This window comes from Ruegeria sp. HKCCD7303, from assembly GCF_013111185.1.
Taxonomy (GTDB): Bacteria; Pseudomonadota; Alphaproteobacteria; order Rhodobacterales; family Rhodobacteraceae; genus Ruegeria.
This window is the reverse complement of record NZ_WVRE01000001.1, coordinates 779567-805928: the sequence shown is the minus strand read 5'-3', so window position 1 is coordinate 805928 and position 26362 is coordinate 779567. Positions and strand designations below refer to the sequence as shown.

At 57.5% G+C, this 26362-nt stretch carries 29 protein-coding genes and 1 tRNA gene; 10 read left to right on the top strand and 20 right to left on the bottom strand.

The window, feature by feature from the left end:
• Positions 1 to 106 precede the first annotated feature (106 nt).
• From GS630_RS03525 to GS630_RS22570, 6 genes are all read right to left on the bottom strand, one after another.
• Positions 107 to 631, bottom strand: a complete 525-nt coding sequence (locus GS630_RS03525) for a hypothetical protein (protein WP_171620297.1) — start codon at positions 629 to 631, stop codon at positions 107 to 109.
• Positions 632 to 838: a transcriptional coactivator p15/PC4 family protein gene (locus GS630_RS03520; RefSeq protein WP_171620296.1), complete on the bottom strand. Its 207-nt coding sequence runs from the start codon at positions 836 to 838 to the stop codon at positions 632 to 634.
• Between the two features lie 100 nt (positions 839 to 938).
• Positions 939 to 1313: a hypothetical protein gene (locus tag GS630_RS03515; RefSeq protein ID WP_171620294.1), complete on the bottom strand. Its 375-nt coding sequence runs from the start codon at positions 1311 to 1313 to the stop codon at positions 939 to 941.
• A gap of 104 nt (positions 1314 to 1417) precedes the next feature.
• The gene (locus tag GS630_RS03510) at positions 1418 to 1618 is read right to left on the bottom strand and encodes an AlpA family transcriptional regulator (RefSeq protein WP_171620292.1); all 201 of its coding nucleotides are present in this window, start codon (positions 1616 to 1618) and stop codon (positions 1418 to 1420) included.
• Positions 1619 to 1717: 99 nt separating this feature from the next.
• Positions 1718 to 2425 (bottom strand): hypothetical protein, encoded by a 708-nt coding sequence (locus tag GS630_RS03505; protein WP_171620290.1) that lies wholly within the window; start codon positions 2423 to 2425, stop codon positions 1718 to 1720.
• Complete coding sequence (locus tag GS630_RS22570; protein ID WP_171620288.1) at positions 2422 to 3726, bottom strand: integrase family protein; 1305 nt, start codon at positions 3724 to 3726, stop codon at positions 2422 to 2424. The genes GS630_RS03505 and GS630_RS22570 overlap by 4 nt, the downstream gene beginning before the upstream one ends.
• 155 nt (positions 3727 to 3881) lie before the next feature.
• Here GS630_RS22570 and GS630_RS03495 point away from each other — a divergent pair.
• Both GS630_RS03495 and GS630_RS03490 read left to right on the top strand, forming a co-directional pair.
• Positions 3882 to 3968, top strand: a tRNA-Lys gene (locus GS630_RS03495).
• 418 nt (positions 3969 to 4386) lie between these two features.
• On the top strand, positions 4387 to 4611 hold the full coding sequence (locus tag GS630_RS03490; protein WP_171620286.1) for a hypothetical protein: 225 nt from the start codon (positions 4387 to 4389) through the stop codon (positions 4609 to 4611).
• Between the two features lie 29 nt (positions 4612 to 4640).
• Here the strand turns inward: GS630_RS03490 and GS630_RS03485 are convergent, their stop codons facing one another.
• From GS630_RS03485 to GS630_RS03465, 5 genes are read right to left on the bottom strand one after another with little or no spacing between them, the layout of a single operon-like run.
• Entirely contained in the window at positions 4641 to 5183 is a 543-nt protein-coding gene (locus GS630_RS03485; RefSeq protein ID WP_171178419.1) for a DUF3833 family protein, read from the bottom strand.
• On the bottom strand, positions 5180 to 5797 hold the full coding sequence (locus tag GS630_RS03480) for a DUF3833 domain-containing protein (protein ID WP_171620284.1): 618 nt from the start codon (positions 5795 to 5797) through the stop codon (positions 5180 to 5182). The genes GS630_RS03485 and GS630_RS03480 overlap by 4 nt, the downstream gene beginning before the upstream one ends.
• On the bottom strand, positions 5794 to 7017 hold the full coding sequence (locus GS630_RS03475; RefSeq protein ID WP_171711869.1) for an MFS transporter: 1224 nt from the start codon (positions 7015 to 7017) through the stop codon (positions 5794 to 5796). The genes GS630_RS03480 and GS630_RS03475 overlap by 4 nt, the downstream gene beginning before the upstream one ends.
• Positions 7017 to 7508 carry a hypothetical protein gene (locus tag GS630_RS03470; RefSeq protein ID WP_253285892.1) on the bottom strand — a complete coding sequence of 164 codons (492 nt, stop codon included), beginning with the start codon at positions 7506 to 7508 and terminating at the stop codon, positions 7017 to 7019. Before GS630_RS03470 ends, GS630_RS03475 begins: the two co-directional genes overlap by 1 nt.
• 7 nt (positions 7509 to 7515) lie before the next feature.
• Entirely contained in the window at positions 7516 to 8847 is a 1332-nt protein-coding gene (locus GS630_RS03465) for an NAD(P)/FAD-dependent oxidoreductase (protein WP_171620282.1), read from the bottom strand.
• A gap of 192 nt (positions 8848 to 9039) precedes the next feature.
• On the opposite strand from GS630_RS03465, the gene GS630_RS03460 reads away from it, so the two are divergent.
• A complete protein-coding gene (locus GS630_RS03460) occupies positions 9040 to 9765 on the top strand; it encodes an SDR family oxidoreductase (protein ID WP_171178408.1) in 726 nt (241 codons plus the stop codon).
• Between the two features lie 3 nt (positions 9766 to 9768).
• Here the strand turns inward: GS630_RS03460 and GS630_RS03455 are convergent, their stop codons facing one another.
• Positions 9769 to 11421: a DUF6504 family protein gene (locus tag GS630_RS03455; RefSeq protein ID WP_171178405.1), complete on the bottom strand. Its 1653-nt coding sequence runs from the start codon at positions 11419 to 11421 to the stop codon at positions 9769 to 9771.
• Between the two features lie 61 nt (positions 11422 to 11482).
• Positions 11483 to 11770 (bottom strand): I78 family peptidase inhibitor, encoded by a 288-nt coding sequence (locus GS630_RS03450; protein WP_171178403.1) that lies wholly within the window; start codon positions 11768 to 11770, stop codon positions 11483 to 11485.
• A 129-nt stretch (positions 11771 to 11899) separates the two neighbouring features.
• Here GS630_RS03450 and GS630_RS03445 point away from each other — a divergent pair, with 129 nt between their 5' ends.
• Positions 11900 to 13012, top strand: coding sequence for an S-(hydroxymethyl)glutathione dehydrogenase/class III alcohol dehydrogenase (locus GS630_RS03445; protein ID WP_171093067.1), 1113 nt, complete (start codon positions 11900 to 11902; stop codon positions 13010 to 13012).
• A 109-nt stretch (positions 13013 to 13121) separates the two neighbouring features.
• Positions 13122 to 13835, top strand: a complete 714-nt coding sequence (locus tag GS630_RS03440) for an NYN domain-containing protein (RefSeq protein WP_171620475.1) — start codon at positions 13122 to 13124, stop codon at positions 13833 to 13835.
• A 9-nt stretch (positions 13836 to 13844) separates the two neighbouring features.
• Here the strand turns inward: GS630_RS03440 and GS630_RS03435 are convergent, their stop codons facing one another.
• The 3 genes from GS630_RS03435 to GS630_RS03425 form a co-directional block, all read right to left on the bottom strand.
• Positions 13845 to 14783, bottom strand: coding sequence for a DMT family transporter (locus GS630_RS03435; protein WP_171178398.1), 939 nt, complete (start codon positions 14781 to 14783; stop codon positions 13845 to 13847).
• Between the two features lie 144 nt (positions 14784 to 14927).
• Complete coding sequence (locus GS630_RS03430; RefSeq protein WP_171620280.1) at positions 14928 to 15341, bottom strand: group III truncated hemoglobin; 414 nt, start codon at positions 15339 to 15341, stop codon at positions 14928 to 14930.
• 47 nt (positions 15342 to 15388) lie between these two features.
• Positions 15389 to 18307, bottom strand: a complete 2919-nt coding sequence (locus GS630_RS03425; protein WP_171620278.1) for an error-prone DNA polymerase — start codon at positions 18305 to 18307, stop codon at positions 15389 to 15391.
• Positions 18308 to 18417: 110 nt separating this feature from the next.
• Between GS630_RS03425 and GS630_RS03420 the strand changes: the two genes are divergently transcribed.
• Positions 18418 to 18882 (top strand): DUF1203 domain-containing protein, encoded by a 465-nt coding sequence (locus tag GS630_RS03420; RefSeq protein WP_171234736.1) that lies wholly within the window; start codon positions 18418 to 18420, stop codon positions 18880 to 18882.
• Here GS630_RS03420 and GS630_RS03415 read toward each other — a convergent pair.
• A complete protein-coding gene (locus tag GS630_RS03415) occupies positions 18879 to 19868 on the bottom strand; it encodes an ABC transporter ATP-binding protein (protein WP_171711886.1) in 990 nt (329 codons plus the stop codon). The two genes, GS630_RS03420 and GS630_RS03415, sit on opposite strands and share 4 nt — an antisense overlap.
• An 87-nt stretch (positions 19869 to 19955) precedes the next feature.
• Here GS630_RS03415 and GS630_RS03410 point away from each other — a divergent pair, with 87 nt between their 5' ends.
• The 3 genes from GS630_RS03410 to polA all read left to right on the top strand — a co-directional run bounded on the left by GS630_RS03410 (position 19956) and on the right by polA (position 23554).
• Positions 19956 to 20132, top strand: coding sequence for a zinc-finger domain-containing protein (locus GS630_RS03410; RefSeq protein WP_170533977.1), 177 nt, complete (start codon positions 19956 to 19958; stop codon positions 20130 to 20132).
• Between the two features lie 82 nt (positions 20133 to 20214).
• A complete protein-coding gene (locus tag GS630_RS03405) occupies positions 20215 to 20685 on the top strand; it encodes a hypothetical protein (RefSeq protein ID WP_171178392.1) in 471 nt (156 codons plus the stop codon).
• A gap of 70 nt (positions 20686 to 20755) precedes the next feature.
• Positions 20756 to 23554: a DNA polymerase I gene (gene polA / locus GS630_RS03400; protein WP_171620276.1), complete on the top strand. Its 2799-nt coding sequence runs from the start codon at positions 20756 to 20758 to the stop codon at positions 23552 to 23554.
• Positions 23555 to 23596: 42 nt separating this feature from the next.
• On the opposite strand, the gene GS630_RS03395 is transcribed toward polA, so the two are convergent.
• Both GS630_RS03395 and GS630_RS03390 read right to left on the bottom strand, forming a co-directional pair.
• Positions 23597 to 23827, bottom strand: a complete 231-nt coding sequence (locus GS630_RS03395; RefSeq protein ID WP_171620274.1) for a DUF2798 domain-containing protein — start codon at positions 23825 to 23827, stop codon at positions 23597 to 23599.
• A 62-nt stretch (positions 23828 to 23889) separates the two neighbouring features.
• Positions 23890 to 24645 (bottom strand): hydroxypyruvate isomerase family protein, encoded by a 756-nt coding sequence (locus tag GS630_RS03390; protein WP_171620272.1) that lies wholly within the window; start codon positions 24643 to 24645, stop codon positions 23890 to 23892.
• Positions 24646 to 24817: 172 nt separating this feature from the next.
• Between GS630_RS03390 and GS630_RS03385 the strand changes: the two genes are divergently transcribed.
• Positions 24818 to 25780 (top strand): DMT family transporter, encoded by a 963-nt coding sequence (locus GS630_RS03385; RefSeq protein WP_171620271.1) that lies wholly within the window; start codon positions 24818 to 24820, stop codon positions 25778 to 25780.
• Here GS630_RS03385 and GS630_RS03380 read toward each other — a convergent pair.
• Complete coding sequence (locus tag GS630_RS03380) at positions 25763 to 26338, bottom strand: DUF1285 domain-containing protein (protein ID WP_245222881.1); 576 nt, start codon at positions 26336 to 26338, stop codon at positions 25763 to 25765. The genes GS630_RS03385 and GS630_RS03380 overlap by 18 nt on opposite strands.
• Positions 26339 to 26362: the final 24 nt, after the last annotated feature.

Here is a 26362-nt window from a genome sequence, read left to right as displayed (position 1 = left end):
GTTTCCCCCAGACCCCCTGGTAGATTAAGGATGTCTTAAATATTGCGACGGGGGACTTGCCGGAATCGGGTGTATTCGTCGCAAAAATTGATACGGCCCGTCGCATTTATTGCGTCGCCTCCGTCATTCTCGTCGCAAAATCTACGACTGTCTCGTCGCAGTTTTTCAGACAGGGTTTTGTTTTTCCGCTTTTGCCAGTCGGGTTGTGAACCGGGGCTTTCACAACCGGGAAATCTGAACCTTTTGACCACTGCTTGTAGAGCCTGCGGCCAGCCTCTCCGTGCGCGGTAGGCAACGAAATTTCGGTTAGTTCGAACATCGGAGATGATGCGACGCCACTGGTGCCAAGTTTGGGCGGGCGTGTCACAGCAATGAAGCCCTTTGCCTGTAACTCGCGAAACCCTTTGGCGGCTGTGTTGTACGACACGCCTAACCGGTCAGCGGCTTGTCTGACGCTCAAGCTAATCTTGCCGTTGTTGTTGTTGCCCGCCCCGCGCCATTCTAGCCTTAGCCATGGATACAGTGCCTGCGCGGTTGATGAGAGGGCCCGCCAAGCGGGCTCCTCCATCATGTTGCGAACAAGCTTGGTCCAATGCTCAACGCGCTTCTCGTTTTTCTTGTCGCGCCCCATCTACGCAGCCTCCGCTTTGTTGAGCGCGTCTATGAACTCAGGCAGCAATTCAGCCTTGAAGGCGACACCTTGCTTGCCCGGTAGCATCTCTCCGTCTTTCGAGATGAAGAACACGCGGATATTGATGAGGTCATGCCCTTGAAAGTCATCCCGGCTGACACGGAATTCCTCGCGGTTGTTCTTGGGGATCTGGGTGATGAGGGCCATTAGCGGCCCTCCCCGTAGTACAGCGTTGCGACAATGCGAGCAGCGGCCTCTGAGAGGCCGTGCTTGCGACGAAGGGCATGAATCTGGAGGTCGCGGGTTCTCATGCAGCAACTCCGCGCTCTTCAATCAGCTCAACCTGTGAAACCAAGACATAGATGCCGTACTTCTGGCGCCCGGTGTCTGCATCGCCTCGGTACATCTTGCATTCGATGTTCACGCCGTCATCTCGGCGCAGTGGTAGCACCTGGTCCGAAAGACGGCAGTAGCTGGCCGCGTAGAGAGGCGACCGCATCAGCCCCTCAAGGACTTGGCGCTTGTGCTTGGAGGCATAGACTTCACGGGGTTCCTGACCTGGATCAGTAACCCGGTAGAGGGCAGGGGCCGTTAGGTTGGGTAGGTCTGCCCAGCGGTACACGCGCAATGCGTTTGCTGGTGGAAGATCCGCATCGATTGTTCGGGGTTGCTCGAAAATCATCCTGTATTACCTTTCTATTGTTGAAAGGCATCGGGTTTCTGGCTATTCTCAAGTTGCTAACCTAAAGAAATTGCCTCCGCCCGTGCCTCGGGTGGGGGTTTCTTTTAGGCGGTGAAGCGTTTCGCCTTGGCTTCCTCAACAAAACTGTTGATTTCAGATTCGGACCAACGTGTGGTCCCTTCCATCTTGACCGGCTGTGGGACTTTGCCTGCTGCGGCCCTGCGCCAAACGGTGGCTACGCTGCAACCAAGAATGGCTGCGGTATCTTTCACCGAAAGTAGGCGGTCTACTGTGGCAGCGTTCATTTTCAACACCTCGCGTTTGGTTGCGACGTGTTGATATTACCCCTCGAAAACAATAAGTTCCAAGAAATGTGGTTCGTAAGAAGTCCCCACCTTTTGTTTTCATCCGTTTGGAATTGTACTTAGAATAAGTGCTTCGACCTTGTCAGCGTAGCGCTCTTGCTCATCCAAAAATCCTGGATTGAGGGCATTCAAAATTTTGGGCGATGACAGAGAAAATAATCTATCTGCAGCCTCAAATTCAGAACGTAGTCGTTCTTTGCTTTTGTGGGTCAGTAAATCTCTCAGTTCTTTGGAGTTTTTTTTCACCCCTTTTTGACGCAAGGCCAACACTACAGCATCACAGGCTCCCTCTCTGGCTGTGAAATCATTGTTGGTTAAAAATAGGCCAAAATCCTTGGAAGTTTGGTGGCACAGAGTGTGAAGGTACTTTTGTTCCAGCCAATTCCGTTTCCGCTCTCGATGAGGTGGCGTAGGACGGAGAGTTTTGCCAGCCAAAGCTGCTCCAGCGAATAAGCGTAACGCATGGGGAAGCGGGTAGCCCTTTGAAACGTGCAAGGCGCAGATTTGAATGCATGTGTCGAAAAACTGATAGTGTTCTCTGGACAGCGAAAGGAGTACTTCTGCGACCTCCTCGGAAATCTCGTAGCGGATAGCGCCGCCAGGGCCTGTCGCTGTTTTCGCGTTAGTAACCCAAGAAACAGCTATGTCAGCAAAGGTGGTAGACGGGAAGTCTAACCGACCATCAACTACGACATGGTCAAGTTGCTTATCTAGCCACTTGACCGCTGCTTTGAAATCAGAAGTCATGTCCTTGAAACCCTCTTGGAACTGGATGTTTCCGTTACCAAATCCGCCCACTGATCTAGCGCTTTAGCGCGCTGTGACAGCAACTCAGCTTGATTGTAAACACGGGCAACAGCGCTGGCTTTTGACGCTGAGGCGGCGTGGTTTAGAACTCGATCCACTACAGATTCCGATATACCGCGCTCGGCCATGTGGGTTGCGAATGCAGTCCTGAAATCGTGAAGCCGCCACGGCTCAAAGTCTTCGCCAAGAAGTTCATCAAGGCGTGCTTTCATCTTGCTCCACCCGGAAATTGGGGTGCGTCCCGTAGTCGTGAACAAGAGGTCGGATGTAGCGGCTTTAACAGGGGTGCTACCCAATTCCTTGCTTTTTCTGGCCTCGGTCTTTGCTTGTTCCTGACGGGACAGAACGGCCTCAATCTCAGACAGCGCACGGGGTGAAAGGTGGGTAATGTGACCCCGGTCGTTCTTTTCTTGTGAAATTGCCTTTTTGAAGCGGGCGTTTGAAAGTTCCAGTTCGCTTTTGCGCAAGTTGTTGATCGACGTGCGCCGTTGAACCGTCAGGATCAAGAGTCGAACTGGCGGACCCCACAAATCACCAAGTTCGTGGGTTTTCCTCCAAATGGCTCGGATTTCATCCAAGCTGAGAACACGCTCCCGGATTTGCTCTTTGGTCGCGCGCTCAAGGCGGTCCCCGATATCCTGATCCAGATATTCACGACGCCACGCCCACCGCGCGAAATGTTTAAGTGCCGCCCTGATCCGGTTAGCCATGAACAGCTTACCCTCTTTGGCCTTGTCATCTATCGGCCTTTGCAGGCTGGCGCGCGTCAGATCCCCGATAGGCAGGGCAAGGTGCTTTCCCAATGCATCCTCAAGCTGGCGCTTTCTCTCGCCTTGGCGCTTTAAATTGGATAGGTGCAGTTCGTCGTAGGCATCCAGCACGTCTTGCAGCGTTTGCGCCGTTGCGGCGGCTCTCTCTTGTTCCCTGCGCGTCTGCTTTGCCTCCAACACGCGGTCAAAGCCCCGCGCGGCCTCAGCCTCTATCTCAAGAGCCAGCGCACGCGCCTCAGCCAACCCAAGCGCCCCATCCTCGCGCCTACCTGTGGAGGACCATGTGCAATAGGTGCCGAAAGTGTGTTTGCGCTTGGCCCCGCCCTTTACGCGCTTTTCATACATCCAGACAGCTCGAGCGGGATAAACTCTCAGCCGCAACCCGGTGCGCTTGGTGTCCGATATCTCTTCTCGCCCATCGGTCGGGGGCTTGAGCTTCATAAGGTATGCGTTGGTAAGCTCTTTCTTCACAGTATCGCCTTTGGGGGACTCATGGGGGACAAAATCCCCGAGATTGAGTGATATTGATTGCGACCAGATTAGACGCGATTTACTCAGGGGACAACCGAGATGGAGAGCAAAAGTGTAATTTTTGAAGGGGGTTTTGCAACTGAATGCGATGAGGTGAGATTGGTGGCGATTACGGTAACACCCTGAAGTGCTTCTGACTTTTAATCAGTGGGTCGCAGGTTCGAATCCTGCACGGCTCACCACTTTTTTAAAATTAAGGCGTTCAGTAAGCGGGTTTGGTGCGAAGACGACCGGGCCTATATGTATGGCTCACCAAGCTGCGTGTGCGACTTGGGCGTGATTTGAGTCTCTTGAAAGCGGGTCAGGCGCGATCGTTAAGCCTTTGCGGGTCGTGCGCGAATTTCGTACAGCCACGAACCTATTACTAATGCGGTTTTGCGCCATCGGTCCATCGCTGCGTGAGGCCTCCAACCTTCGGTAGACCCCGTTGGGCTCCCATGTAAGGACAAAAACAAATGGTCCTTTAAATGGTGCTTTCGTACCAGGACCACGTCGGAGAGGCCGCCGGGCGCTATTTTGCCTATGTAAAATTGCTTTCAACTTACAAACCCGATAGGTTTTTGGAAAAGGTGGTCAACACCGGGGGCAGTGAGAGCGCAAATGCGACAGGCGAAAAAACGTGTTGTGCGGGCGAGTGTGCCTGCAGGTATGGTGGGCAAACGGGATGGTCTGTTTTTCCTTTGGGGCCAGATTGAGCGGGCGCGTCTTAATTTGGAGAACACAGTTCCTCCTGACGGAACCGTTCCGGATGGGTCAGGCATGAACAGGAACGGCAGTACAAATCGAACAGTGCAAGCCCCGGTAGACGAGTTTATTTTCTACTGATTCCGGAAGACCAGTTGATCCAGCTTCGGCTATCGCTTTTCGAAGAAGAGGATCACTTCGCCCAGACGTACGCCATAGCGTGAGACGTAAGCGCGATTAAGAAGCCGATCATCATCCAACAACCACATCCAATCGTCGAATTTGACGCGCATCGTCCCGTCCTTGATCGGCAGGTCGATCTTGTATTTCCAATTGAACGTATCTCCGCGCTCAATCCCGCTGGCGGTGCCCAACACACCGGGGGCTGTACCGGTCCAGGTATCCTCACCGGTTTTCGTCAGCGTCCAGATACGCTGTTCGGTGGCGCCATCGTCATAAACGAAATCTTCGACTAGCGTCAGGGTTTCACCATCCCATGTCCCGTCGATATCGACGGTGAATCTACGGGGGATATTGCCCAAAATGTCCTGAAACTGACCATAAGCCACCGTTTTGCCTTCGAAAAACTCTTCGAGGTTCAGTTGCCGGTCGGACAAGAAGGTCTTGGGCACCTTCGGCTTGCTGGAACAGGCCGCCAAAAGCGCAAGGCTTGCTATGGCAAGAAAGGTGAGAAGGGTACGGAACACACTCATTGCAATGGTTTCCCTTCGGATGTCGCATCATACCCGTTTGCACCTGGCACGTGCGTGGTTTTCACATCGGGAGCAGGGCGCATCGTAGCGACCAGTTCAGCAACCTTGAGGCCGAACTTGCGCATCTCGGATCGGTTCATGATGACGCCGTGTTCCGTCAGATACATCCAGTCTGTGACGTCCAAAGTGTGCCCCCCCGCATCTTCGGGCAGGATGATCCGATAGGTCAGTTTGACGGTTGAGCCTGAGATGACGCCCTGACCCTCACCGACGATATCGTCCGCCGTTGCGGTGAACGTGTTGCCGGTGCCCAGTGTCAGATACCACTTTCGGTTCATCTGTTTGCCGTTGGAATAGGTGAAGTATTCCGACAGCGTGCCCGAATTTCCGCTCCATTCGCCGACCATGCGCGCGACAAAGCTGTTCGACATCTTCCCATTGGGGCCATAAATCAGCCCTTCGGACAGGATTTCTCCGTTCAGATGCTCTTTCAGTGAAAAGGCAGGTCCGGTTCCCGAGTAGTCGGATGGAGATTGCGCGCGAAAGCTCAGCAGACGGGCGCGGATGAAAACTGCGATCAAAAGGACCAGCAGGATGATGGCGATAGCGTTCATTTGCTTGTGACCTCGGTGGGCAGGGTCAAGACCATTCCAAACGCGCCGAGCTTGAGGATGCAGGGCAGCACCGCATAAGCAAGGTTGAGTGTCTCTAGCGCGACAGCAGAATTGGCTTGACCGGGGGTGAAGCCGCTGCGTTCCAGCAGTGGCAAGGTGAAAAAGGCAGCCAGGGCGAGGCCAAGCTTGCCTGCGAAAGACCAGATGCCAAACGCCGCAGAGGCGTTCAGCCCGGCCCGGGTCAAGACGACCGAGAACATAGCGGGCAGCACGACCATATCCGCACCTAAGGCAGCGCCCGAGGCAAGGCAGATCACGGCAAACCCGGTTAGATTCCCAGCGCTCAGGGTGGCGGTACCGATAAACCCTGCGATTGAGAGGGGCATGGCAATCATCAGAGTCTGTTTCGGGCCAATCCGGTTGGAGAGTTTGGCCCAAAGCGGCACGCTTGCGCCCGCGCTGAGGAAGAACAGGATCAACAGCGGGCCTGCTTTGCCCGGCAGTTGCAACCGATCTTCAACAAAAAACAAAAACAGGGTCGAGGTGATGGCTACGGGCAGGCTGTTAACCAGGGCAAGCGCCAGCAGGCGCAACCCTCCGGCCTGACCCAGCCCTGCAAAAGACAGACCGGTGCCGGTGATTGGCGTGCGCCTCCAGATCGGAATAGTCAGCAGCAGGGTCAGAACTGACAGCAGCCCCAGAAACACTCCAAAAGCAGGATAGCCTTGGGCTTGCGCGCCAAATGCAACCAAAAGCGCTGGAGCGCTGGCAGCGATGACCACGCCGGTCAGTTGCCCGCCTTCGCGAAAGGCGGCCAAGGTCATCAGTTCTTGCGGGTCTGGACGTTTCGCCAAAGTTGCGCTGCGCCCGTACAAAAGGATGGTTCCCAGGCTGTAAGCCGAGAACAGCAGGATCAAAACCGCGATCAGCGCGGCGACACTGACACCCTGCGGCAAGCTAAAGAGCAAAGGGAAACCGACCGCCAACCCCAACGCCGCTAGAGAGGCAAATACAAGCTGGCCCTTTGGCCACTTGTCGATTGCCCAGCCAATCAACGGGTCCTGAACCAAATCAACAAGGCGGATCACCAGAAGAACAGTTCCAATTACACCCAGGCCAATACCTAAATTCACCGCCGCAAAGCGCGGCAGGTGGATATAAAGCGGGATGCCCGCCGCAGCGAGCATCAGCGCATACAGGCTGACCCGAGGATAAAGCATCAGCGCCCCTGCAGTTTCTGCGTGAACGACGCCGATCGCGTGTTGTCCCCCAGAAACACGGACATGAAACTACGCTTGATGCCCGGATAGGACATAGTGCAGGTTTTTTGCCCGTTCAGCCAGAAGCTTACGTTATCCGGCCCGTTGGACACCGCGAGAAAGCTGTCCCCCTTGGTCACGGCTTTGAAACACTGGTCCAATTGGTTGCGTACCGGGGCAGAGCGTCCGATCCGGTCCATCTCGTCCAGGGTCGAGTTGACCAGCGCTTTCTTCTTGAAGTTCTTGCGGTAGGTCAGTTGCAGGCCGATGTCTTCGCTCCAACTAAACGGAGCGCCGCCGGGGGTATAGAGTTTGGCGTCATAGAGCGGCAGACCCAGATATCGAAAAGTCGCTGAGCCACGCAGTTGCGCGTCCTTCAACTCTTCGTTCACGGGCGATGCCAGCGCTGCTGATGGGGCCAGTAGCGCCACGGTCAGTAACGCTGCACGCAAAATTCCCTTATTCGGCGGCCACGGGGATGGCCGGGTCTTTCCCAGAAATGCCATTGTCAGCTCCGATGGTTTGCGGGGTGCCATTAATTTGCGCAACGACATGCATCGCGCTGGCAATCCCGTCTTCGTGAAATCCGTGCCGGTTATAAGCACCGGCAAACCAAGTTCGGTTCTGTCCCTGCATCTCGCGGATTTGCCCTTGTGCCTTCAGGGCGGCTTTGTCGAATACCGGATGGGCAAATTCGACCTGATCATAGATTTTGTCCGCGGGAATTTCTGATGAAGCATTCAGCGTCACAAACAGGGGATCGCTGTCCGGGATGTTCTGAAGCCTGTTCATCCAATATGTCACGCCCACATTTCCGGCTTGCGAGCGATAGGTCCAACTGGACCAACACGCGCGCCGCTTGGGCATTTGGCGTTGGTCGCAGTGCAGTATGGCGGTGTTGGGTTGATAGCGGATCGCGCCCAAAGCTGCGGCCTCGGCCGGGGTTGCGCCTTCGCCCAAAATGGCGAGGGACTGGTCCGAGTGGGTCGCCAGGATGATCTCGTCGAATTGATCCGTATGCCCCTGGCTGGTGACGCTGACGCCCATGTCGTCGCGATGAACGTGTTGAACCGGGGCGGCCAGTCGGATGTCGCAGCCACGTGCGCGCAGAGCGGCGTCTATGCGGCGGACGTATTCGATGCTACCGCCGTTGACTGTATACCATTGATGCTGATTGGCACGCCCACTCGCCAGCAACGCATGGTTGCGGAAGAACTGCACAAGCGAACGGGCCGGGAACTGATCTACGAACTCAACCGGCGTGGACCAGATCGCGCCGCACATGGGCATCAGATAGTTGTGCCGGAACCAGTGACCCAGACGCAGTTGATCGACCAGTTCACCAATCGTTGTGTCGTCGTCCTTGGCGGCCTCGGGCGCTTCTTTGCCGAAGCGTATGATGTCTGCAATCATCTTGTAATAGGCAGGGCGCGCCAGATTGCGTTTCTGCGCCGTCAGCGTGCGCAGATTGTTCAACCCGTATTCGATGCGGCCATTGTCGATGGTCGCGCCAAAGCTCATTTCGCTTTTGGTGACGGGTACGTTCAGCTCGTCAAAAAGCTGCGTCAGGTAAGGGTAGGTTGCGTAGTTGAAAACGATAAAGCCGGTGTCGACCGGCTGGTCGCCGTTTTTGCCAGCCATCACCGTGCGGGCATGACCACCCAGCCTGGGTTCGGCTTCATACACCGTCACGTCGTTGTTTTCTGAAAGGTAATACGCGGCAGAGAGACCCGAAACGCCTGCACCTACGATCGCAATTTTCTTCCGTACACCTCGGGTTTCGTCGAACATTCCAGCCTCGTTATGTGACATTTTACAATGAGATACGCAGGGTATGCCGTGCTGGATCAATCCGGATAGAAGTTTTTAACAGATGCACTATCTTGTGACTTCGGGTTTCAGCGCCCGCTTACTTGCGTCACCCTATGATCCACTGCGGGTGTAGGGCCGTAAAAAGTGTAACTTCAACGAAACGGCGCGGGTATGAGCAGCTTTGACGGAAAAACCTATTGGATCATCGGCGCAAGCGAAGGCTTGGGCCGTGCCTTGGCCGAGGCACTGAGCGGTAAGGGCGCGCATCTGATATTGTCTGCACGCAACGCCGCGCGTTTGAATGAAATCTGTTCCAAGCTTCCAAATGCACGCGCGATTCCGTGTGATGTGACCGATTTAGACTCTGTACGCAATGCCGTGGCCGAGGCAGGTCAGATCGACGGTCTGGTTTACAATGCAGGCGCTTACGAGCCCATGCGCTCGGGCGAATGGGATACCGAGGCTTCGCTCAGGATTAGCGATGTGAACTATTCGGGGGCGTTGCGGGTATTAGGTGAAACGGTTCCGGGCTTTGTTCAGGCGCGTCAAGGAGAGATCACTCTGATCGGGTCGCTGGCCGGATATCACGGTTTGCCTGCCGCTATCGGATATGGGGCCAGCAAGGCGGCGCTGATTTCGCTGGCCGAAACGATGCGGCATGATCTGGCGGGCACCGGTGTGACGGTGCGCATTGTCAATCCCGGCTTCATCAAGACCCGCCTGACCGACAAGAACAGTTTCAAGATGCCGATGCTGATGACAGCTGAGGACGCGGCAGAGCGCGTGGTCAAAGCGATGTCGCGCCGCCGGTTCCGTACCGATTTCCCGGCACCATTCTCGTGGTTTATTCGTTTGATTGACTACCTGCCGGATCTGCTGGTTTATCGCGGAAAATAGACTCTAACAAAACTGTCCCTGACAGAACCAGCCTGCAGACATGGTGCCTCCGTGCCCGTAGAACAGCCATAGGCGTTCGCCCTGTTCCGTCACCACCACCCAGTAATCGCGCACGCCGCTGCGCCAGTTGGGGTCATCCAGCCACCATTCCGGTGCGATCCGTTCCGGGCCGGTGGCCTGAGCCAGTTGCCAGTCGCGTCCGCGCCAGCGGAATGCGGTTGGGACATCTGGGGTTTCCGGTGCCATCACCGGCTCGGGCTGCCACATCTGCAAGGGCCGGGGGCGCGGCGGTGCAGGCCAGTCGCGCGCGGGTTCCGACCATGCAGCCGCCAGCGTCTGTGCCGTTTTCTCGGGGATATGAGAGGCGGCCGGGTGCCGTCTTGTGATCGCCTCCAGCCCAACACGCGCACCCAGCTTGCCGATCAGGTCATCCACGGCTGTATTGCCCTCAAGCCGGTTACGAGCCACGCGGCGTGCCTCGGCATGACCGGCGATGGTGCGGGCGTGGATGGGCTCGGTCTGGATCGCTTCAAGCCGCAGCATGTCGATGCCATAGCCTGCATCGATCTTGTCGATTTTCATCTCTAACAAAGGTCGAATACGATGTTTGTCATAGGTCGGGCGGGCCAGGCCGACCTCGATGATCTCGGCGGCTTGATCAGCACGGTGCGCCTCAAGCCGTAATGTCCGCACCCCGCGCCCTTTCTCCTCCAGCTTGGCGCAGAGCGTGGGCAGCACCCGATCAACCGCAGCCATCACATCCTCGATCAAACCGATCGGATTGGGCAGCGTCATGCGCACCGCGAACTGATGCGGCGGACGCGCGGGCGAGACCGGCTCGGGTGCGCTGCCCATGGCCTGATCCAGCCGCAGCACCAGCCCGCGCCCAAAGCGGCGCGCCAGCGACGCGCGCGGCTGGCCCAGTAGATCGCCGATCCGGCGCAGGCCCAGCCGGTTCAACTGCGTCACAACCGGGTCGTCCAGTCGCAGCGCCGCGATGGGCAGGGGGCTGAGCGCACCATAGGATTGCCCCGGCGCTGCAATACGCGCGCCACCACCCAGGGCCATCACTTGTGGTGCAGCCCCGCCTTTGGTCCAGTGTCGCCGCTTGCCTGCCCGGGCGCGGGTGGCGCGGGCCTCTTGGCTGATGGCGTCGCCATTGCGGTCGGATGTGGCCTCTTGACCTGCATAGCGTGCCAAAGCCCAGGCTGCGCCCAGCGTGTCGGCAATGCCCATTTGTACGCTGAGGCCCATATCAGCGCAGTCGGTTTCCAGCACGCTCAGCAGCGTCTCTTCCCCGCCAAACAGATGCGCGCAACCCGACAGATCAACGATCAGCCCATCCGGAGCTTCTTCGGCCACCCAAGGGCTGAACTTGCCCGCCCAGCGGCGCAGCGCGGTTAGAAACGCAGTCTCGGCCGGGGCGTTGCGGTGCCGTGTGATCAGGCTGGCGCACATGGCATGGGCATCGCGCACGGGCTGGCCCACACGCAGCCCGGCGGCCTGCGCCTCAGTATTCAATGAGGTAATGACCTGCATGTTCGACTGCTCAGTGACCACAGCCAACGGCCCGGCATGCAGCCCCCGCGCGGCGCGGATCAGCCGTTCAGCCCCAAGACGGGGAAACCACAGTGAAAGTATTCGGCGTTTTGGCATCGGCAGACATCAAAATGTTCCCACTTTGTTCTTATCTGAGAATCAACGCCCGAGTCCACGCTTACCCGCAGGTCAGGCGCTGAATAACACCGGCCCCGTTTACAAAGACGTTCAGCCTGTCGATCCGGTAATCCTGCGTTGCAATGTCATCGGGCCCCAACACGCGGGTGCGTTCCGGCAAATCGGCCTGAATGGACGAAACCGGCTGGCCTACCGAGTCGGCAAATGCTTCGCCCTGACAAAAGGCCAGATCAACCGGCGCGTTCTCGGGCGCAAGGCGTGCTTCTTCGGGGGCAGGGGTCTCGGCGCAGGCGGCCAGAAGGATCAGAATCGGGATAAATCGGTGCATTGGCGTTCCTCATTCCGGCAATGTCGTTTCTGCAATATCAAACAATTAGCAAGTCTGTCATGAAAGCACAGTTGAAAACACCCTGCAATTGACGCAGGGTCGGGTCAAAGAAGACAGGGAGACAGTGATATGCGCACCCGTGCCGCCGTCGCCGTTCAGGCGGGCAAACCTTTGGAAGTGATGGATGTGAATCTCGAAGGCCCCAAGGCGGGCGAGGTACTGGTGGAAATCAAGGCCACCGGCATTTGTCATACAGACGAATTCACCCTGTCGGGTGCCGACCCCGAGGGCCTGTTTCCGGCCATTCTGGGCCATGAAGGCGCAGGCATCGTGGTTGAGGTCGGCCCCGGCGTCACCAGCCTGAAGCCGGGTGACCACGTGATCCCTCTTTACACTCCTGAATGTCGCGAGTGTGAATACTGTCTGCATCCCAAAACCAACCTGTGCCAGGCGATCCGGGAAACCCAAGGCAAAGGCTTGATGCCCGACGGGACCTCGCGATTCTCGACTTTGGATGGTGATCCGATCCTGCATTACATGGGCTGCTCGACCTTCTCGAACCACACGGTTCTGCCCGAGATCGCGCTGGCCAAAGTGCGTGAAGACGCGCCTTTCGACAAGATCTGCTATATCGGCTGCGGCGTCACCACCGGCATCGGCGCTGTGATCAACACCGCCAAGGTCGAAATCGGCAGCCGGGCCATCGTGTTCGGCTTGGGTGGCATTGGCCTGAACGTGATTCAGGGTCTGCGTCTGGCCGGGGCGGATCAGATCGTTGGCGTTGACCTGAACCCATCGAAGGTCGAGATGGCCACGAAATTCGGCATGACCGATTTTGTGAACCCCAAAGAGGTCGAAGGCGACCTGGTTCCCTATCTGGTCAACCTGACCAAGGGCGGCGCGGATTATACCTTTGACGCCACCGGCAACGTCGGCGTGATGCGCGACGCACTGGAATCGGCGCACAAAGGCTGGGGTGAATCGATCATCATCGGCGTGGCGCCTGCTGGGGCCGAGATCTCGACCCGTCCGTTCCAGCTGGTCACCGGCCGGTCATGGCGCGGCACAGCCTTCGGCGGCGCACGTGGTCGGACCGACGTGCCCAAGATCGTCGACTGGTACATGGAAGGCAAAATCGAGATTGACCCGATGATCACCCACACCATGGGTCTGGACGACATCAACCACGGCTTCGACCTGATGCATAAGGGTGAGAGTATCCGGTCGGTTGTAGTGTACTGATAAAACTCAAATAATCTTAAAGGGCGGGCTTTTGCTCGCCCTTTTTTGTTACTACATTCCGCAATGCGAATTAGTTTTGTTTTGAGGAATTACAGTGACAACAGCAGGCATGGATCGCTTGGCGGTCCTTATTGATGCAGAGAATGTACCGGCAAAACACGCGCCGGAGATTTTTGAAGAAATCGCCACTTTGGGCGAGGCAAGCCTAAGGCGGATCTACGGAGATTTTTCGAACGGGTCGCCGCAGGGATGGAGCTCTGGATCATTGGCGGAATACGCAATTGTTCCCCAACAGCAATTTGCCAATGCGTCCAAAAAGAACTCCAGCGATATTGCCTTGGTCATTGATGCTATGGATATCTTGCACAGCAGTCGGTTCAGTGGGTTTGTGTTGGTATCATCCGATAGTGACTTTACCCGCTTGGCCAGCCGCATCCGCGAGCAGGGGTTGAAGGTATTCGGCATTGGTGAAGAACGAAAGGCTCCCAAAGCGTTCGTGAATGCTTGCAACAGGTTTATCTACATTGAAAACATCCACAAGCCGGAGTGCGGAGCAAATACTTCAAAAGAAAACAAAGACGCAAAATCGAAACATGGATTGAACCATGCGTATCAATTGATCCGGAATGTTGTGTTGAACACAAACGAGGCGGACGGGTGGGCCAGTCTTTCCTTTGTGGGTAGCCAACTTGGTAAGATGTATCCGGATTTCGACTCTCGCACTTACGGCCACAAAAGGCTAGGCGATTTGGTCCGCGCCATTGGCCGCTTTGAAGAAGGTGATATCAACGGGGGTCTCAAGATCAGGTGTAAGGACAGTTGAAGCCTTGCTTCAGCCCCCCGGCCTCGTTGCTCCCGTATCCGACCGCGGAGACCGCACTCGCAATACTGGCGTGTTGACCGACGAAGTATTGGCCCGGCTCTCGCGCCACACCACGAACACACCCGATGCAATGATGACACTGGCCCCGACCGCGACCCAGCCGTCCGGGCGTTCACCAAAGAAGATCATGCCAAACAGTGTGGCCCAAATGATCTGACTGTATTGGCTGGGGGCCACGACCCCTGCAGGCGCGGCACGGTAGGCGAGGATGATCAAATGCTGGGCGATGACCGAGAACACGCCAACCAGCGCCATCATAGCCAGATGCAGCAGCGAGGGCGGCTGATAGACGGCAGGTTGCGCAAGGCTCATCACCACGATGGCTAGAAGCATCGGATAGAGGATGAGCACGGCCGAACGTTCCTCATTCCCGATCTTTCGCACCAGAACAGAGCCAAACGCGCTGCAAAACGCAGCTGTCAGGGCGGTAAGGTGACCGAGGGTGATGTCCGTCGTGCCGGGGCGCAGGACGATCAGAACGCCGATAAGACCAACGACGACGGCGGCCCAGCGTTGGGCGCGGACGACCTCCCCCAATATGGGGATCGACAGAACCGTAACGAACAGGGGGAAAGCAAACAGCAGCGAATAGACCTCGGCCAGTGGCAGCACCGAAAACGAATAGAAGGCGCAGACCATGGATGTGACCATCAGGGCCGAGCGCAGCAGCACCAGCCAGGGATGGTGCGGCAGGAAGTTGCCCGTGGTCCGGTCGGTCAGGATCGTCACCGCCATCGGTACAAAGGAAAACAGCGTGGCGAAGAAAATGATCTGCATCACCGAATACGTCCCGCCCAGCACCTTGATCAGCGCGTCGTGGCTGGCAAAGACCGCGAATCCCGCAAACGCGAAACCAAGGCCCCTGAGGGTGGTGTTTTGAGTGCTCATCGATATGGCCTCGGGCGATGTCGGTGTGGTGGCACTGTGCCGTCGCAGCGCAAAGGGGCTGTCTTGCCCCTGAGTAACCCCATTTTTGCGGTCCGCATAGTCCCTATTTTACCGCTAACATGACAAAGCCGCCATGCAGAGGGATCAACGCAGGATCGGTGGCGCGTCTTTGGGTTGACGGGCCGATTGCACGCCAGCCTTCATCCCCACGCCGATACGTCGGGCCAGCGCGACCCAAGGGACTGCGGTTTCGGGCGGCAAGGTCTGGGTTGCAACCTCTTCGAACAGGTCCAGCCAGTGGGCAAACATCTCGGGTTTCACATCGGGCCGTTCTATATGGACCCGCTGTGGATTGCCGTCGTAGCTGCGTTCAAACAAGATGGCGTTGCGCCAGAACGCGGCGATCTTGTCCTCGTGCGCGGGCCAGTCGGTGACATGGTTGGCAAAGACCGGACCCAGCACAGCGTCTTCTCGTACGCGGGCATAGAAGGCGTGAACCTGCGCATTGATCTGGTGGGGTGTCGCCGGAAAGCGCGGCGGCAGGGTGGGTCTGGTCATGAGGTCACCAAATTCGACTCTGTCCCGGGCAATATCCCCTTCAGCTGTCATGTAACAGGCGTGGTTTTGTCGCGCGGCTCGGGCGTCAGGATATGCCGTAGCAAGGCCACCGGATGCGCCCGCAGGCTAAGACGGGTGGCGACGTAATCTTCGACCACCTGCTCACCCAATGTCATTTGCGGCAGATAGGCTTCGGGTTCGTCCAGCGCCTCACCTTCCAGATCTTGCGAGAACAGGGGCAAGGGCTTGGCGGTTGCAATCGCCTTGGCCTGCCACAAGGCCTCGCGCCGGGTCAGGTCGCAGGCGGCAAAGGCATCGGCCTCGGCCAGGCGTTCGATCACTGACGGCCCCAGACCCGCGCGACGCCACACATCGTCGACCTGATGGTAGCCGTTGCCGCGCGCAGCGGTCAGCCAGCTGGCGTCTTCCTCGCTGAGGCCTTTGATCTGACGGAACCCCAACCGCAGGGCCAGCCCACCATGGCCGTCAGGCTCCATCACATTGTCCCAGAAGCTGGCATTGATGCAGACCGGGCGCACCTGCACCCCATGTTCGCGCGCATCGCGTACGATCTGGGCGGGCGCATAGAACCCCATGGGCTGTGAGTTCAGCAGCGCGCAGGCGAAAATCCCGGGATGGTGGCATTTTATCCAGGCCGAGGCATAGACCAGCAAGGCAAAGCTGGCCGCATGGCTTTCAGGGAAGCCATAGGACCCAAACCCTTCGATCTGTGAAAAGCAGCGCTCGGCAAACTCGTCATCATACCCGTTGCGCTTCATTCCGCGCAGGAATAGCGCGCGAAATTCGCTGACATTGCCATGCTTTTTGAAGGTTGCAAGCGACCGTCGCAGCCGATCGGCCTGTTCCGGGGTGAAACCCGCACCCACAATGGCGATCTGCATCGCCTGTTCCTGAAACAGCGGTACGCCCAGCGTTTTACCCAGCACCTCACCCAGTTCGTCCGAGGGGAAGCTGACCTCCTCCTCTCCGTTCCGGCGGCGGATATAGGGGTGAACCATGTCGCCCTGAATGGGGCCGGGGCGGATGATGGCGACCTCGATCACCAGATCATAGAAATTGCGTGGCCGCATCCGGGGCAGGAAGTTCATCTGCGCACGTGATTCCACCTGAAACACGCCGATACTGTCGGCTTTGCACAGCATGTCATAAATCACCGGATCTTCGGGCGGCAGGGTTGCTAGTGTATAGCTGGTCTGGTGGTGTTGACCGATCAGATCGAATGCCTTGCGGATGCAGGTGAGCATCCCAAGGCTGAGAACATCGACCTTGAGGATGCCAAGCGAGTCGATGTCATCCTTGTCCCAGCAGATGACCGTGCGGTCTTCCATCGTGGCGTTCTCGATGGGAACAAGTTCGTCCAAACGCCCCTCGGTTATGATAAAGCCGCCGACGTGCTGGGATAGATGACGGGGGAAGCCGTCAATTTCATACACCAGCATTAGAGTCTGTTTTAGGCGACGGTCCTCGGGGTCGAGGCCGATCTCGCGCATCCGGTGCGCCTCGAGCCCGACGGTCGAGAAGAAACCCCAAAGCTGCGAGGACAGCGCCGAGATCGTATCTTCGGTCAGCCCCATAGCACGGCCGACCTCGCGAATGGCCCGCTTGCCCCGATAGTGCACGACCGTGGCGCACAGCCCCGCGCGTTCGCGACCATAACGATCATAGATGTGCTGGATCACCTCTTCGCGGCGTTCGTGTTCAAAATCCACGTCAATGTCGGGCGGTTCATCGCGCGCCTCAGAGACAAAGCGTTCGAACACCATCGTACCCATCTCGGGGCTGACTTCGGTGATGCCGAGGCAGAAACAGACCACCGAATTGGCCGCCGAGCCGCGCCCCTGGCACAAGATGCCCCGAGATCGGGCGAAATGGACGATGTCGCGAACGGTAAGGAAATAGGGTTCATATTTCAGTTTGCCGATCAGGGCGAGCTCATGGGCCAACATCTTCTGAGCTTTCTCTGACGCGCCTGCCGGATAGCGCCATTTCAACCCCTCATGTGCCAAACGGTGCAGGCGTTGGGTCGGAGTTTCCTGTTCGCTGCCCTCGCTGGGATATTCATAGCGCAGCTCGTCGAGCGAGAATGTGAGTTGCTCGCTCAGCTCATGGGCGCGGGCAACAGCGCCCTCGTGACCTTTAAAGATGCGCAACATCTCGGTCTCGGAGCGCAGGCGCTGTTCGCCATTGGCCAATGCCTCGCGGCCCAGATCATCCACCTTACGGCGCAGGCGGATGGCGGTCAGAACGTCGGCCAGCTTACGACGGGCCCCGTGATGCATCATCGGTGTGGCACTGGCGAGTGTGGGGATGCCCAGTTGCTTTGATTCAGTCTCTAACAAAGAGAAATATGCGCTGTCTGCGCCATCGTATCGAGGGTGCATCAACAGGTTTATCCGCCCGGCAAAGCGGCGCGTCAGTTGTTGCGCGTGTGTCCTCCATGCGCTCGCGCCGCCTTGGGATCGGTCCGCTTGTGGCCAGAGCAGCAGGTGGAGGCCGTCGGAAAACTCCAAAAGGTCGGACAGGTGCAGGATGCAGTCGCCTTTCTCGGCACGCAGGCGGCCAGTGGACAGGATACGGCATAGGTTGCCCCAACCCTGTCGGTTCAGCGGCAAGGCGGTGACGGTAGGTGCGTCGGTAAAGATCAGCCGCGCGGCTGGGATCAGGCGCGGCACTGCGTGAATCGGATACGAGGGCGGTTTGGGGATGTGGTCAGGGCAGGGTGGGCCGATGGAGGTGCTCTGCGCTTCCCACTCCAGCCGTTCGCGGACCTTGCGGGCAATCTCGCGCGCCTGGGTGTGGGCGCGGACAATCCCGGCGACCGAGTTGTCATCGGCAATCGCAATAGCGGGCAGGCCCAGGGTGACGGCACGCTCCATATACTCCTCGGGGTGCGAGGCCCCGGTGAGGAAGGTGAAGTTCGATGTGATCGACAGCTCGGCATACATGGCGAGTCACTATTATATTCACGTTTTGTTCTTTTTCGAGTCCTTTGCGCAGGAAACGGGTCGCTTGAGATCGATCAGATCGGCAGGGTCGGCAAAAAAGGAGGCCCGATATGTTCAAAATTACTGCATTACCCACCAACGAGGTACGCGCCCTTCAGGCCGGTGGTCCGGATGCTTATGGCGCAACGCCCGAACACGCCGTTTCGACTGGTGCAGGCAATCCATGCCGCCACTGCCTGCAGAACATTCCCGAAGGCGAAGAGATGCTGATATTGGCCCATCGCCCCTTTTTAGAGACGCATCCGTATGCGGAAACCGGCCCGATCTTTCTGTGTGCTAAACCGTGCGAGCGGCATGAGGGGGAAGAGATGCCCGAGATTCTGACCACCTCTCCTGACTATTTGATCAAGGGCTATGGTGCGGATGACAGGATCGTCTATGGCACCGGGGCGATCACGCCCATGGAGCAGATCGGCGCAGCGGTGAAGGGCATCTTTGCTAGACCGGATATCGCTTATATCCATGTCCGCTCGGCCAGAAACAACTGCTATCAGGCGCGGATCGACCGCGCCTAAAGCTTAACGCGGTGCATTCCCCGGCGCGGCTGGTCCTGATCGTCTGCAGGTTCCTCGGCGCGCGACGAAGTCAGTGCAAGGAACACATCCTCAAGATCGGCTTCCTCGGTACGCACGTCACGAATACGGATACCCACGGCACGGACGGCTTCCAGCACCTGCTCGGCGCTGGTTTGATTGCCCTGATATTGCAGCACAAGGCTGCCATCGTCGCGCAGCGCGGCTTCGACCCCTTCTGTTGCAGGCAGTTTCGTCACAGGGTTGTCCGGAACGATCACCATCGTCCGGCTGTCCATCCGACCCAGCAAGTTGGCGGTGCTGTCCTGTGCGATCTTTTCGCCATGGTTGATGATGGCGATCTCGTCGCACATCTCTTGCGCTTCTTCCAGATAATGCGTGGTCAGGATGATGGTCATGCCCTGTTCATTCAGTTTGCGCACATTGGTCCAGAGCATCTGACGCAGTTCAATATCCACACCTGCCGTGGGTTCATCCAACACCAGAATCTTCGGGTGATGCACCAGCGCCTTGGCCAGCAAAAGCCGCCGCCGCATCCCGCCCGACAGCGTGCGGGCATACGCCTCGGCCTTGGCGCTGAGACCCACCAGTTCCAGAATCTCATCGCTGCGGCGCTGCGCCTTTGGCACGCCATAAAGCCCGGCCTGAACCTCCAACGCTCCACGTGGGGAAAAGAACGGATCCAGGTTCAGCTCTTGCGGCATCACGCCAATGGCGGAACGCGACTGGCGCGGGTTCTGATCCTGATCGAATCCCCAAATAGATACATGGCCCGAGGATTTCACAACCAGCCCGGCGAGAATGTTGATGAGTGTCGATTTTCCTGCCCCGTTCGGCCCCAACAGCCCAAAAACCGACCCGCGCGGAACGGTCAGATCAATGCCTTTCAGCGCGTGTTTCTCGGGCTGGCCCTTGCCGCTGCGATAGGTTTTGCGCAGCCCTTTGATCCTGATTGCCGCATCGCTCATGTGGCTCTTGCCCCCGGTTTGCTCATCGCTCATAAACGCACCTAGTACATGCCCGCGAGGCCGACAACCGAAGAAGGATCGCCAGCCGTGACCATCGAAGCGCCGGAAACCAAGATCGTCGAAACCACCCGTGTTGCCTGTGATGGCGGTGAAGGTGCGTTGGGGCATCCGCGCGTGTGGCTGCAAATCCCCGAAGATACCGGCTGGGTCGAGTGCCCCTATTGCGACTGCAAATATGTTCTGAAGGGCACAGAGCAGGGCTGATTGCCCCCCTAACCGGGTTTCGCCCAAATCTCGCCGCGATTTTCATGGTAGTGCGTTGGTGCAACCATCATAGGTGAGTGTGATGACCGACATGACTGCCACTGACACGGCCAACCCGGTTTTTGGTTGGATCGGGTTTTTCCTTGCGGCAATGGCTTTGTTCGCCGCGTTGTTTGTGTTCTGGGCCGGTCCTTTCGCGCCGCAACAGTCCACCGGCGTTTCATTGGGTGAACTGGCGGCAGAGCTTGGCAAATCCACCCTGCGCGCCGCAGCCGGGCTGGAGCAGCCTGCACCCGTGGCCCAAACCCGCGACCTGGACGATTACCTTCAAATTGGCGTGGCGATGCTGGGCGGGCTGGCAATTGTCGTCTCGGTGATTGGCATTTTGCGTCATGAACGGATGCGTCCGGCTATTGCGGGTGTCGCAGTCGGCATCGGCGCAATCTTGTTCCAGTTCTTCGCCTTCGCTTTCTTCGCCTTCCTCGGAGTTCTGGTGATCATGGCGCTGCTGAACAGTTTCTCGGACGTTTTCAGCGGTCTCTTTGGTGGGTAACGCACGTTCCTGACTGGTCACCCGCCTGCCCCTGTGGCAGAACCATCACTGACCGACAGGGAGAGCGCGCATGAGCAATTTCGGAAAAGGGTGTCATCTGCATCTGATCGACGGATCGGCCTTTATTTTCAGGGCTTATCATGCGCTGCCTCCGCTGAATCGAAAATCCGACGGATTACCGATCGGGGCGGTCTCGGGCTTCTGCAACATGCTGCAGAAATATGTCGAGGGAAACGCCGGACCAGATGCTCCAACCCATGTCGCGGTGATCTTCGACAAAGGTTCGCACACGTTCCGGAATGATCTCTACGATCTGTACAAGGCCAACCGCGAGGCGATGCCCGAAGACTTGCGTCCACAGATGCCCCTGACGCGCGAGGCGACAAAGGCTTTCAACATCGCCTGCAAAGAGCTTGAAGGGTACGAGGCTGACGACATCATCGCCACGCTGGCCGTTCAGGCGCGTGAGGCCGGAGGCCGTGTGACCATCGTCAGTTCCGACAAGGACCTGATGCAATTGGTCGGCGACGGCGTTGAGATGCTGGATGCGATGAAGAACAAGCGCATCGACCGGGATGGGGTTATCGAAAAATTCGGTGTTGGCCCTGAACGGGTGGTCGATGTGCAGGCTTTGGCCGGGGATTCGGTGGACAATGTGCCGGGTGCCCCTGGGATTGGCGTGAAAACGGCGGCCCTGCTGATCAATGAATATGGCGATCTGGAAACCTTGTTGGATCGCGCGGAAGAGATCAAACAGCCAAAGCGCCGCCAGACGCTGATGGAAAAACGAGACCAGATCGAGCTGTCCAAAAAGCTGGTGCAATTGGACGAAAACACGCCGCTGGACTTCACCCTCGACGATCTTGAAGTAAAGGACCCCGATGCCGAAACCCTTCTGGGGTTCCTGGCCGAGATGGAGTTTCGCACTCTCACCAAGCGGATCGCAGATAAGCTGGGGGCCGAAGCTCCGGTGATTGTTGACGCGCCTGCCCCTGCGGCTGAAGAACCAGAGGTAGCGCTTATTCCGTTTGATGCGTCGAAATACGAGTGTGTGCGCGACGCCAAGGCCATGCAAAAGTGGATCGATCAGGCTTATGAACGCGGTTGGGTCGCTGTCGATACCGAAACCACTGGTCTGAATGAAATGATCGCCGATCTGGTCGGCGTCTCGCTATGTGTTGAGGCTGGTGAGGCTTGCTATATCCCCCTGACCCATCGGGACGGTGCGGCGGACGATTTGTTCGGCTCGGATGCATTGGCCGAGGGGCAGATGCCACTGGATCAGGCTCTAACCCAGCTGAAACCGATGCTTGAGGATCCGTCGATCCTCAAGATCGGGCAGAATATGAAATACGATGCCAAGATCTTTGCGCGCCATGGGATCAAAGTTGCGCCGATCGATGACACGATGTTGATGTCTTATGCGATGCATGGCGGCGAGCATGGGCATGGGATGGACACTCTGTCCGAGCGCTACCTGAGCCACACGCCAATCCCGATCAAGCCGCTGCTGGGTTCGGGCAAATCCGCAATCACCTTCGACAAGGTTCCAATTGATGAGGCCACGGCCTATGCCGCCGAAGATGCGGATATCACCTTGCGTCTTTGGCAGCTGTTCAAGCCTCAACTGCATCAGGTCCAAGTGACGACCGTCTATGAGACGCTGGAACGCCCCTTGGTGCCTGTCTTGGCCGAGATGGAGATGCATGGCATCAAGGTGGACCGCGATGTGCTCAGCCGCATGTCCAACGCATTCGCGCAGAAAATGGCCGGGTTAGAGGCTGAAATTCACGAGCTGGCGGGTGAGACTTTCAACGTTGGATCACCTGCGCAGTTGGGTGAGATTCTGTTCGACAAGATGGGTCTTGAGGGCGGAAAGAAGGGGAAGACCGGGAAATATTCGACCGGGGCGGACATTCTGGAAGATCTTGCGACTGAACACGAACTACCGCGCCGGGTGCTGGATTGGCGGCAGCTGTCCAAGCTGAAATCGACCTACACGGACGCGCTGCAGACCCATATCAACCCGGATACCGGGCGGGTGCACACGTCTTATTCCATCACCGGGGCGAATACCGGACGTTTGGCCTCGACCGATCCGAACCTTCAGAACATCCCGGTGCGGACCGAGGAAGGGCGACGCATTCGTGAGGCGTTTATCGCCGAGCCGGGTAATGTCATGGTCAGCCTCGACTACAGTCAGATCGAATTGCGGATTCTGGCGCATATTGCGGATATTTCGGCATTGAAACAGGCATTCTCGGACGGGCTGGACATTCACGCCATGACGGCATCCGAGATGTTCGACGTGCCGCTGGATGAGATGACCCCCGATATTCGCCGTCAGGCCAAGGCGATCAACTTTGGTGTGATCTACGGCATCTCAGGTTTTGGTCTGGCGCGGAACCTGCGCATCCCTCGGGCCGAGGCGCAGGGCTTCATCGACCGATACTTTGAGCGTTTCCCCGGCATTAGAGCCTATATGGATGACACCGTCGCCTTTGCCAAAGAACATGGCTATGTCCAGACCCTGTTCGGGCGCAAGATTCACACGCCCGAGATTAACGCCAAGGGACCTCATGCCGGGTTCTCAAAGCGGGCGGCGATCAACGCGCCCATTCAGGGTACGGCGGCAGACGTGATCCGACGGGCCATGGTGCGGATGCCGGAGGCGATCAACGGCCTGCCGGCCAAAATGCTGTTGCAGGTGCATGACGAATTGCTGTTCGAAGTGGCGGAAGATTCAGTGGATCAGGTGATCGGCGTGGCACGCGACGTGATGGAGGGTGCCTCGGATCCGGCAATCAAGCTGGACGTCAAGCTGAGTGTGGATGCCGGGCAAGGCGCAAATTGGGCCGAGGCGCATTAGCGATGCGCCGCATCCGGCCCGGCGGGCCATCTTCGTCGCGGGTCAGTCTTGTGGCTTGACCATGCGGTTCACCATGCGTTGCACGGTTGGGCCAAACAGAAGAATTACGGTGAAGGCTATCGGCCAGCAAAAAGCCCAGGATGCCAACCAATCTCCGAATGTGCTGGGGCCGAAACCAATGGCTTTCACTGTTGCGATCCCTGTGACGATGCAGGACATGAGGCCGGACATGATCAGGCTGAATACGGCGCGGGCATAGCGGGCTGGAATCATGGCGGGTATCCTGAAGGTCGCATTGCCTTTGATCTGCAGCATTTGCCTGTGAAATGCCAGTACTAGGGCTGCATCCAATCAAGACTGTCGGAGGTTTTCGATGTCGAAGGTGTGTATTCGGCACTCACCCAACCCGTATATCCCGCGGCATCCATAGCCGAAAACAAGCTTTGGAAATCCGTAGGTCCCCGACCTGGTTCAGACCGATCCGGGGCAGCGCCGATCTGGGCATGGACCACCCTGCGATGAAATCGATCCCAAACGGCCTGCGCGTCGCCGTGGATCATGTGAGCATGAAAGCTGTCATATTGCAGGCCGACATTCGGGCGATTAACACGATCCAGAACCTCAGCTGCCAGATCGTAGTCGTTCAGGAAGTATTCAGGCTGCGACACCGAGTTGAGCGGTTCAATCGTGAACTGCTGTTGAGGCGCAGCATCAGCGGCCCATTGCAGATTTTGAACAAAACACGACAGAGCGTCCAACCCCGAGGCGTACCCTGACATGATGTGAATGAATCCGGGGCGCAGCATGTCCGCATAACGCAGAACGCGGCGGATATCCGACTGAAACCGGGCCTCGCCCCCCGGGACCGCGGCGAAACCGGGTTGGCCGCCCGTGTAATTAGGGGGTGGGGCGTTGATCAGTATCAATTCCAACCCGTTGGCCAGCAAGGCGCGGCGGGTTTCTTTAGCGGCTATGTCATAGGGGAACAGGATTTCAACAGCAGTGAATCCCACATCAGCAGCGGCCTGAAACCGGTCGAGATAAGGCAGTTCTGTAAAGAGCAACGACAGGTTGGCGGCAAATCTGGGCATGAGAGATCTTCGGTAGTGACAGCTCGACCCTAACCGTCGAGTGGTTTTCGGGGAAGGGACTGAAAACGACAAGTTGTCGAAAATCGGCCAGATCATGGACAAAGGATCAGGGACAGTCGGGCAGTAGCAGCGAATCATTTTTCACGCTGAACCAACAAAAAGGTCTAAACTCATGGCCATGAGCCCTGAACCCGTGCGCGGGGCGGCAGTTTCTTTGCCTGCTGGCCGTAACTCGGTCCTGTCCGGGAATGGTCTGGCAGTGGCTTCGATGATGACTTGGGCTGCGGGTTTCCCTGCCGCTGAGATCCTGTTGCAAAGTTGGCCACCTGTCGCACTGCTAGCTGCGCGTCTGGCAATGGCCGTGGCTGTGATGGTACCGCTTTGGTTCATTCTGGACGGGCCCAGCCGCGTACTGAGGGCCAAATGGGGTCGGGCGACGATCATCGGCGGGTTCGGTTTCGGGATCAGTATGTTCCTGTTGATCCTTGCACAGAAACTGACAGATCCCGTCACCGTTGCAATCATTGCGTCCTGTGCTCCGCTGGCGGCAACATTGCTGGAACTTGCGGCGGGCACGCGCCGTTTAAAGTGGAACTTTGCCCTTGGTGTCTTGGTGTCGATTGTAGGTGGATTGATAGCAACAAGCGCCGGTTCACCGGCACAACTGGGGCTGGGCGCAGTCTGCGCAATCGCTTCAACCGGTCTGTATTGCTGGGCCAGCATGGCGACGGCACGGGACTTTCCCGAGCTCAGCCAGATCGGCCGCACAACGATCACGTTTACCGGCGGATTGCTGATGGCCAGTGCTCTGTGTTTTGTTTCTGCGCAAATGGGTATGGACGTGATGCCGCGTACGTCAGTTGATGCGCAGCAAGTTGGGATGCTTGTGATCTATGCACTGATTGCCATGGGGCTCAGCCAGGTTCTGTTCATCGCTTCGGTTGGTAAACTGGGCGTTGCATTGGCGTCGTTCCACATCAACATCGCACCGTTCTACGTGATGCTGATCATGCTGATGCTGGGGGATGACTGGAACTGGACCCGCGCGCTGGGCGCGGGTGTTGTTGCTGTGGCCGTTGTTTTAGCGCAGGATCGTGCGCCTCGACAGTCCCGAGGATCAGCCAAGGTCGGTTGACGGGATCAGCCCAAAGAATTCCTGGCCTGACCAAACGCCAAACCAGCCGTCATGGTGGGTGCCAATCTCGACCAGGCGGTAGAAACTTTTGCGATCTATGCGTGCTTCAAGATCGGAACGGATCATGATGTAGGGTGAAGGTTCGCTTGTCACCGGGTCAATAACGATCCGGATCGGATGATCTGAACCTGCAACAGCATGATCGCCTACATGAGTTGTAAAGGTCAGGTTTTGCTGCTCGCCTTCGCCTTCACGATCAAAATCCACGGCGACAAATGGGGCGTCTTCAACAGTGATTCCCACCTTCTCGACCGGTGTGACGAGGTAGTATTTCCCATCTTCTTTCTTAAGAATTGAGGAAAATAGCTTCACCAGCTCGAAACGGTTGATAGGCGAGCCTAAATAACTCCAGGTGCCATCTTTTGCGATATGGATGTCCAGATCGCCGCAAAACGGGGGATTCCAAAGGTGAACGGGCGGTAAACCCTTGGTTTTGGCCGCTTTGACTGATGCAGCCAGACCATCCGGCGACGGTTTCACAGGTTTTTGTCCGCTCATTGCTTTTGCCATTTCCTCGTAGCG

What these genes read in the sequence shown, in the direction of transcription:
- GS630_RS03510 (WP_171620292.1), bottom strand. Translation starts at nt 1,618, where the DNA reads ATGAACGCTGCCACAGTAGACCGCCTACTTTCGGTGAAAGATACCGCA.
- GS630_RS03465 (WP_171620282.1), bottom strand. Translation starts at nt 8,847, where the DNA reads ATGTTCGACGAAACCCGAGGTGTACGGAAGAAAATTGCGATCGTAGGT.
- GS630_RS03460 (WP_171178408.1), top strand. Translation starts at nt 9,040, where the DNA reads ATGAGCAGCTTTGACGGAAAAACCTATTGGATCATCGGCGCAAGCGAA.
- GS630_RS03430 (WP_171620280.1), bottom strand. Translation starts at nt 15,341, where the DNA reads ATGACCAGACCCACCCTGCCGCCGCGCTTTCCGGCGACACCCCACCAG.
- polA (WP_171620276.1), top strand. Translation starts at nt 20,756, where the DNA reads ATGAGCAATTTCGGAAAAGGGTGTCATCTGCATCTGATCGACGGATCG.
- GS630_RS03520 (WP_171620296.1), bottom strand. Translation starts at nt 838, where the DNA reads ATGGCCCTCATCACCCAGATCCCCAAGAACAACCGCGAGGAATTCCGT.
- GS630_RS03390 (WP_171620272.1), bottom strand. Translation starts at nt 24,645, where the DNA reads ATGCCCAGATTTGCCGCCAACCTGTCGTTGCTCTTTACAGAACTGCCT.
- GS630_RS03415 (WP_171711886.1), bottom strand. Translation starts at nt 19,868, where the DNA reads ATGAGCGATGCGGCAATCAGGATCAAAGGGCTGCGCAAAACCTATCGC.
- GS630_RS03455 (WP_171178405.1), bottom strand. Translation starts at nt 11,421, where the DNA reads ATGCCAAAACGCCGAATACTTTCACTGTGGTTTCCCCGTCTTGGGGCT.
- GS630_RS03405 (WP_171178392.1), top strand. Translation starts at nt 20,215, where the DNA reads ATGACCGACATGACTGCCACTGACACGGCCAACCCGGTTTTTGGTTGG.
- GS630_RS03515 (WP_171620294.1), bottom strand. Translation starts at nt 1,313, where the DNA reads ATGATTTTCGAGCAACCCCGAACAATCGATGCGGATCTTCCACCAGCA.
- GS630_RS03420 (WP_171234736.1), top strand. Translation starts at nt 18,418, where the DNA reads ATGTTCAAAATTACTGCATTACCCACCAACGAGGTACGCGCCCTTCAG.
- GS630_RS03380 (WP_245222881.1), bottom strand. Translation starts at nt 26,338, where the DNA reads ATGAGCGGACAAAAACCTGTGAAACCGTCGCCGGATGGTCTGGCTGCA.
- GS630_RS03480 (WP_171620284.1), bottom strand. Translation starts at nt 5,797, where the DNA reads ATGAACGCTATCGCCATCATCCTGCTGGTCCTTTTGATCGCAGTTTTC.
- GS630_RS03445 (WP_171093067.1), top strand. Translation starts at nt 11,900, where the DNA reads ATGCGCACCCGTGCCGCCGTCGCCGTTCAGGCGGGCAAACCTTTGGAA.
- GS630_RS03490 (WP_171620286.1), top strand. Translation starts at nt 4,387, where the DNA reads ATGCGACAGGCGAAAAAACGTGTTGTGCGGGCGAGTGTGCCTGCAGGT.
- GS630_RS03475 (WP_171711869.1), bottom strand. Translation starts at nt 7,017, where the DNA reads ATGCTTTATCCTCGGGTCAGCCTGTATGCGCTGATGCTCGCTGCGGCG.
- GS630_RS03395 (WP_171620274.1), bottom strand. Translation starts at nt 23,827, where the DNA reads ATGATTCCAGCCCGCTATGCCCGCGCCGTATTCAGCCTGATCATGTCC.
- GS630_RS03385 (WP_171620271.1), top strand. Translation starts at nt 24,818, where the DNA reads ATGGCCATGAGCCCTGAACCCGTGCGCGGGGCGGCAGTTTCTTTGCCT.
- GS630_RS03440 (WP_171620475.1), top strand. Translation starts at nt 13,122, where the DNA reads ATGGATCGCTTGGCGGTCCTTATTGATGCAGAGAATGTACCGGCAAAA.
- GS630_RS03425 (WP_171620278.1), bottom strand. Translation starts at nt 18,307, where the DNA reads ATGTATGCCGAGCTGTCGATCACATCGAACTTCACCTTCCTCACCGGG.
- GS630_RS03450 (WP_171178403.1), bottom strand. Translation starts at nt 11,770, where the DNA reads ATGCACCGATTTATCCCGATTCTGATCCTTCTGGCCGCCTGCGCCGAG.
- GS630_RS03525 (WP_171620297.1), bottom strand. Translation starts at nt 631, where the DNA reads ATGGGGCGCGACAAGAAAAACGAGAAGCGCGTTGAGCATTGGACCAAG.
- GS630_RS03435 (WP_171178398.1), bottom strand. Translation starts at nt 14,783, where the DNA reads ATGAGCACTCAAAACACCACCCTCAGGGGCCTTGGTTTCGCGTTTGCG.
- GS630_RS03505 (WP_171620290.1), bottom strand. Translation starts at nt 2,425, where the DNA reads ATGACTTCTGATTTCAAAGCAGCGGTCAAGTGGCTAGATAAGCAACTT.
- GS630_RS03485 (WP_171178419.1), bottom strand. Translation starts at nt 5,183, where the DNA reads ATGAGTGTGTTCCGTACCCTTCTCACCTTTCTTGCCATAGCAAGCCTT.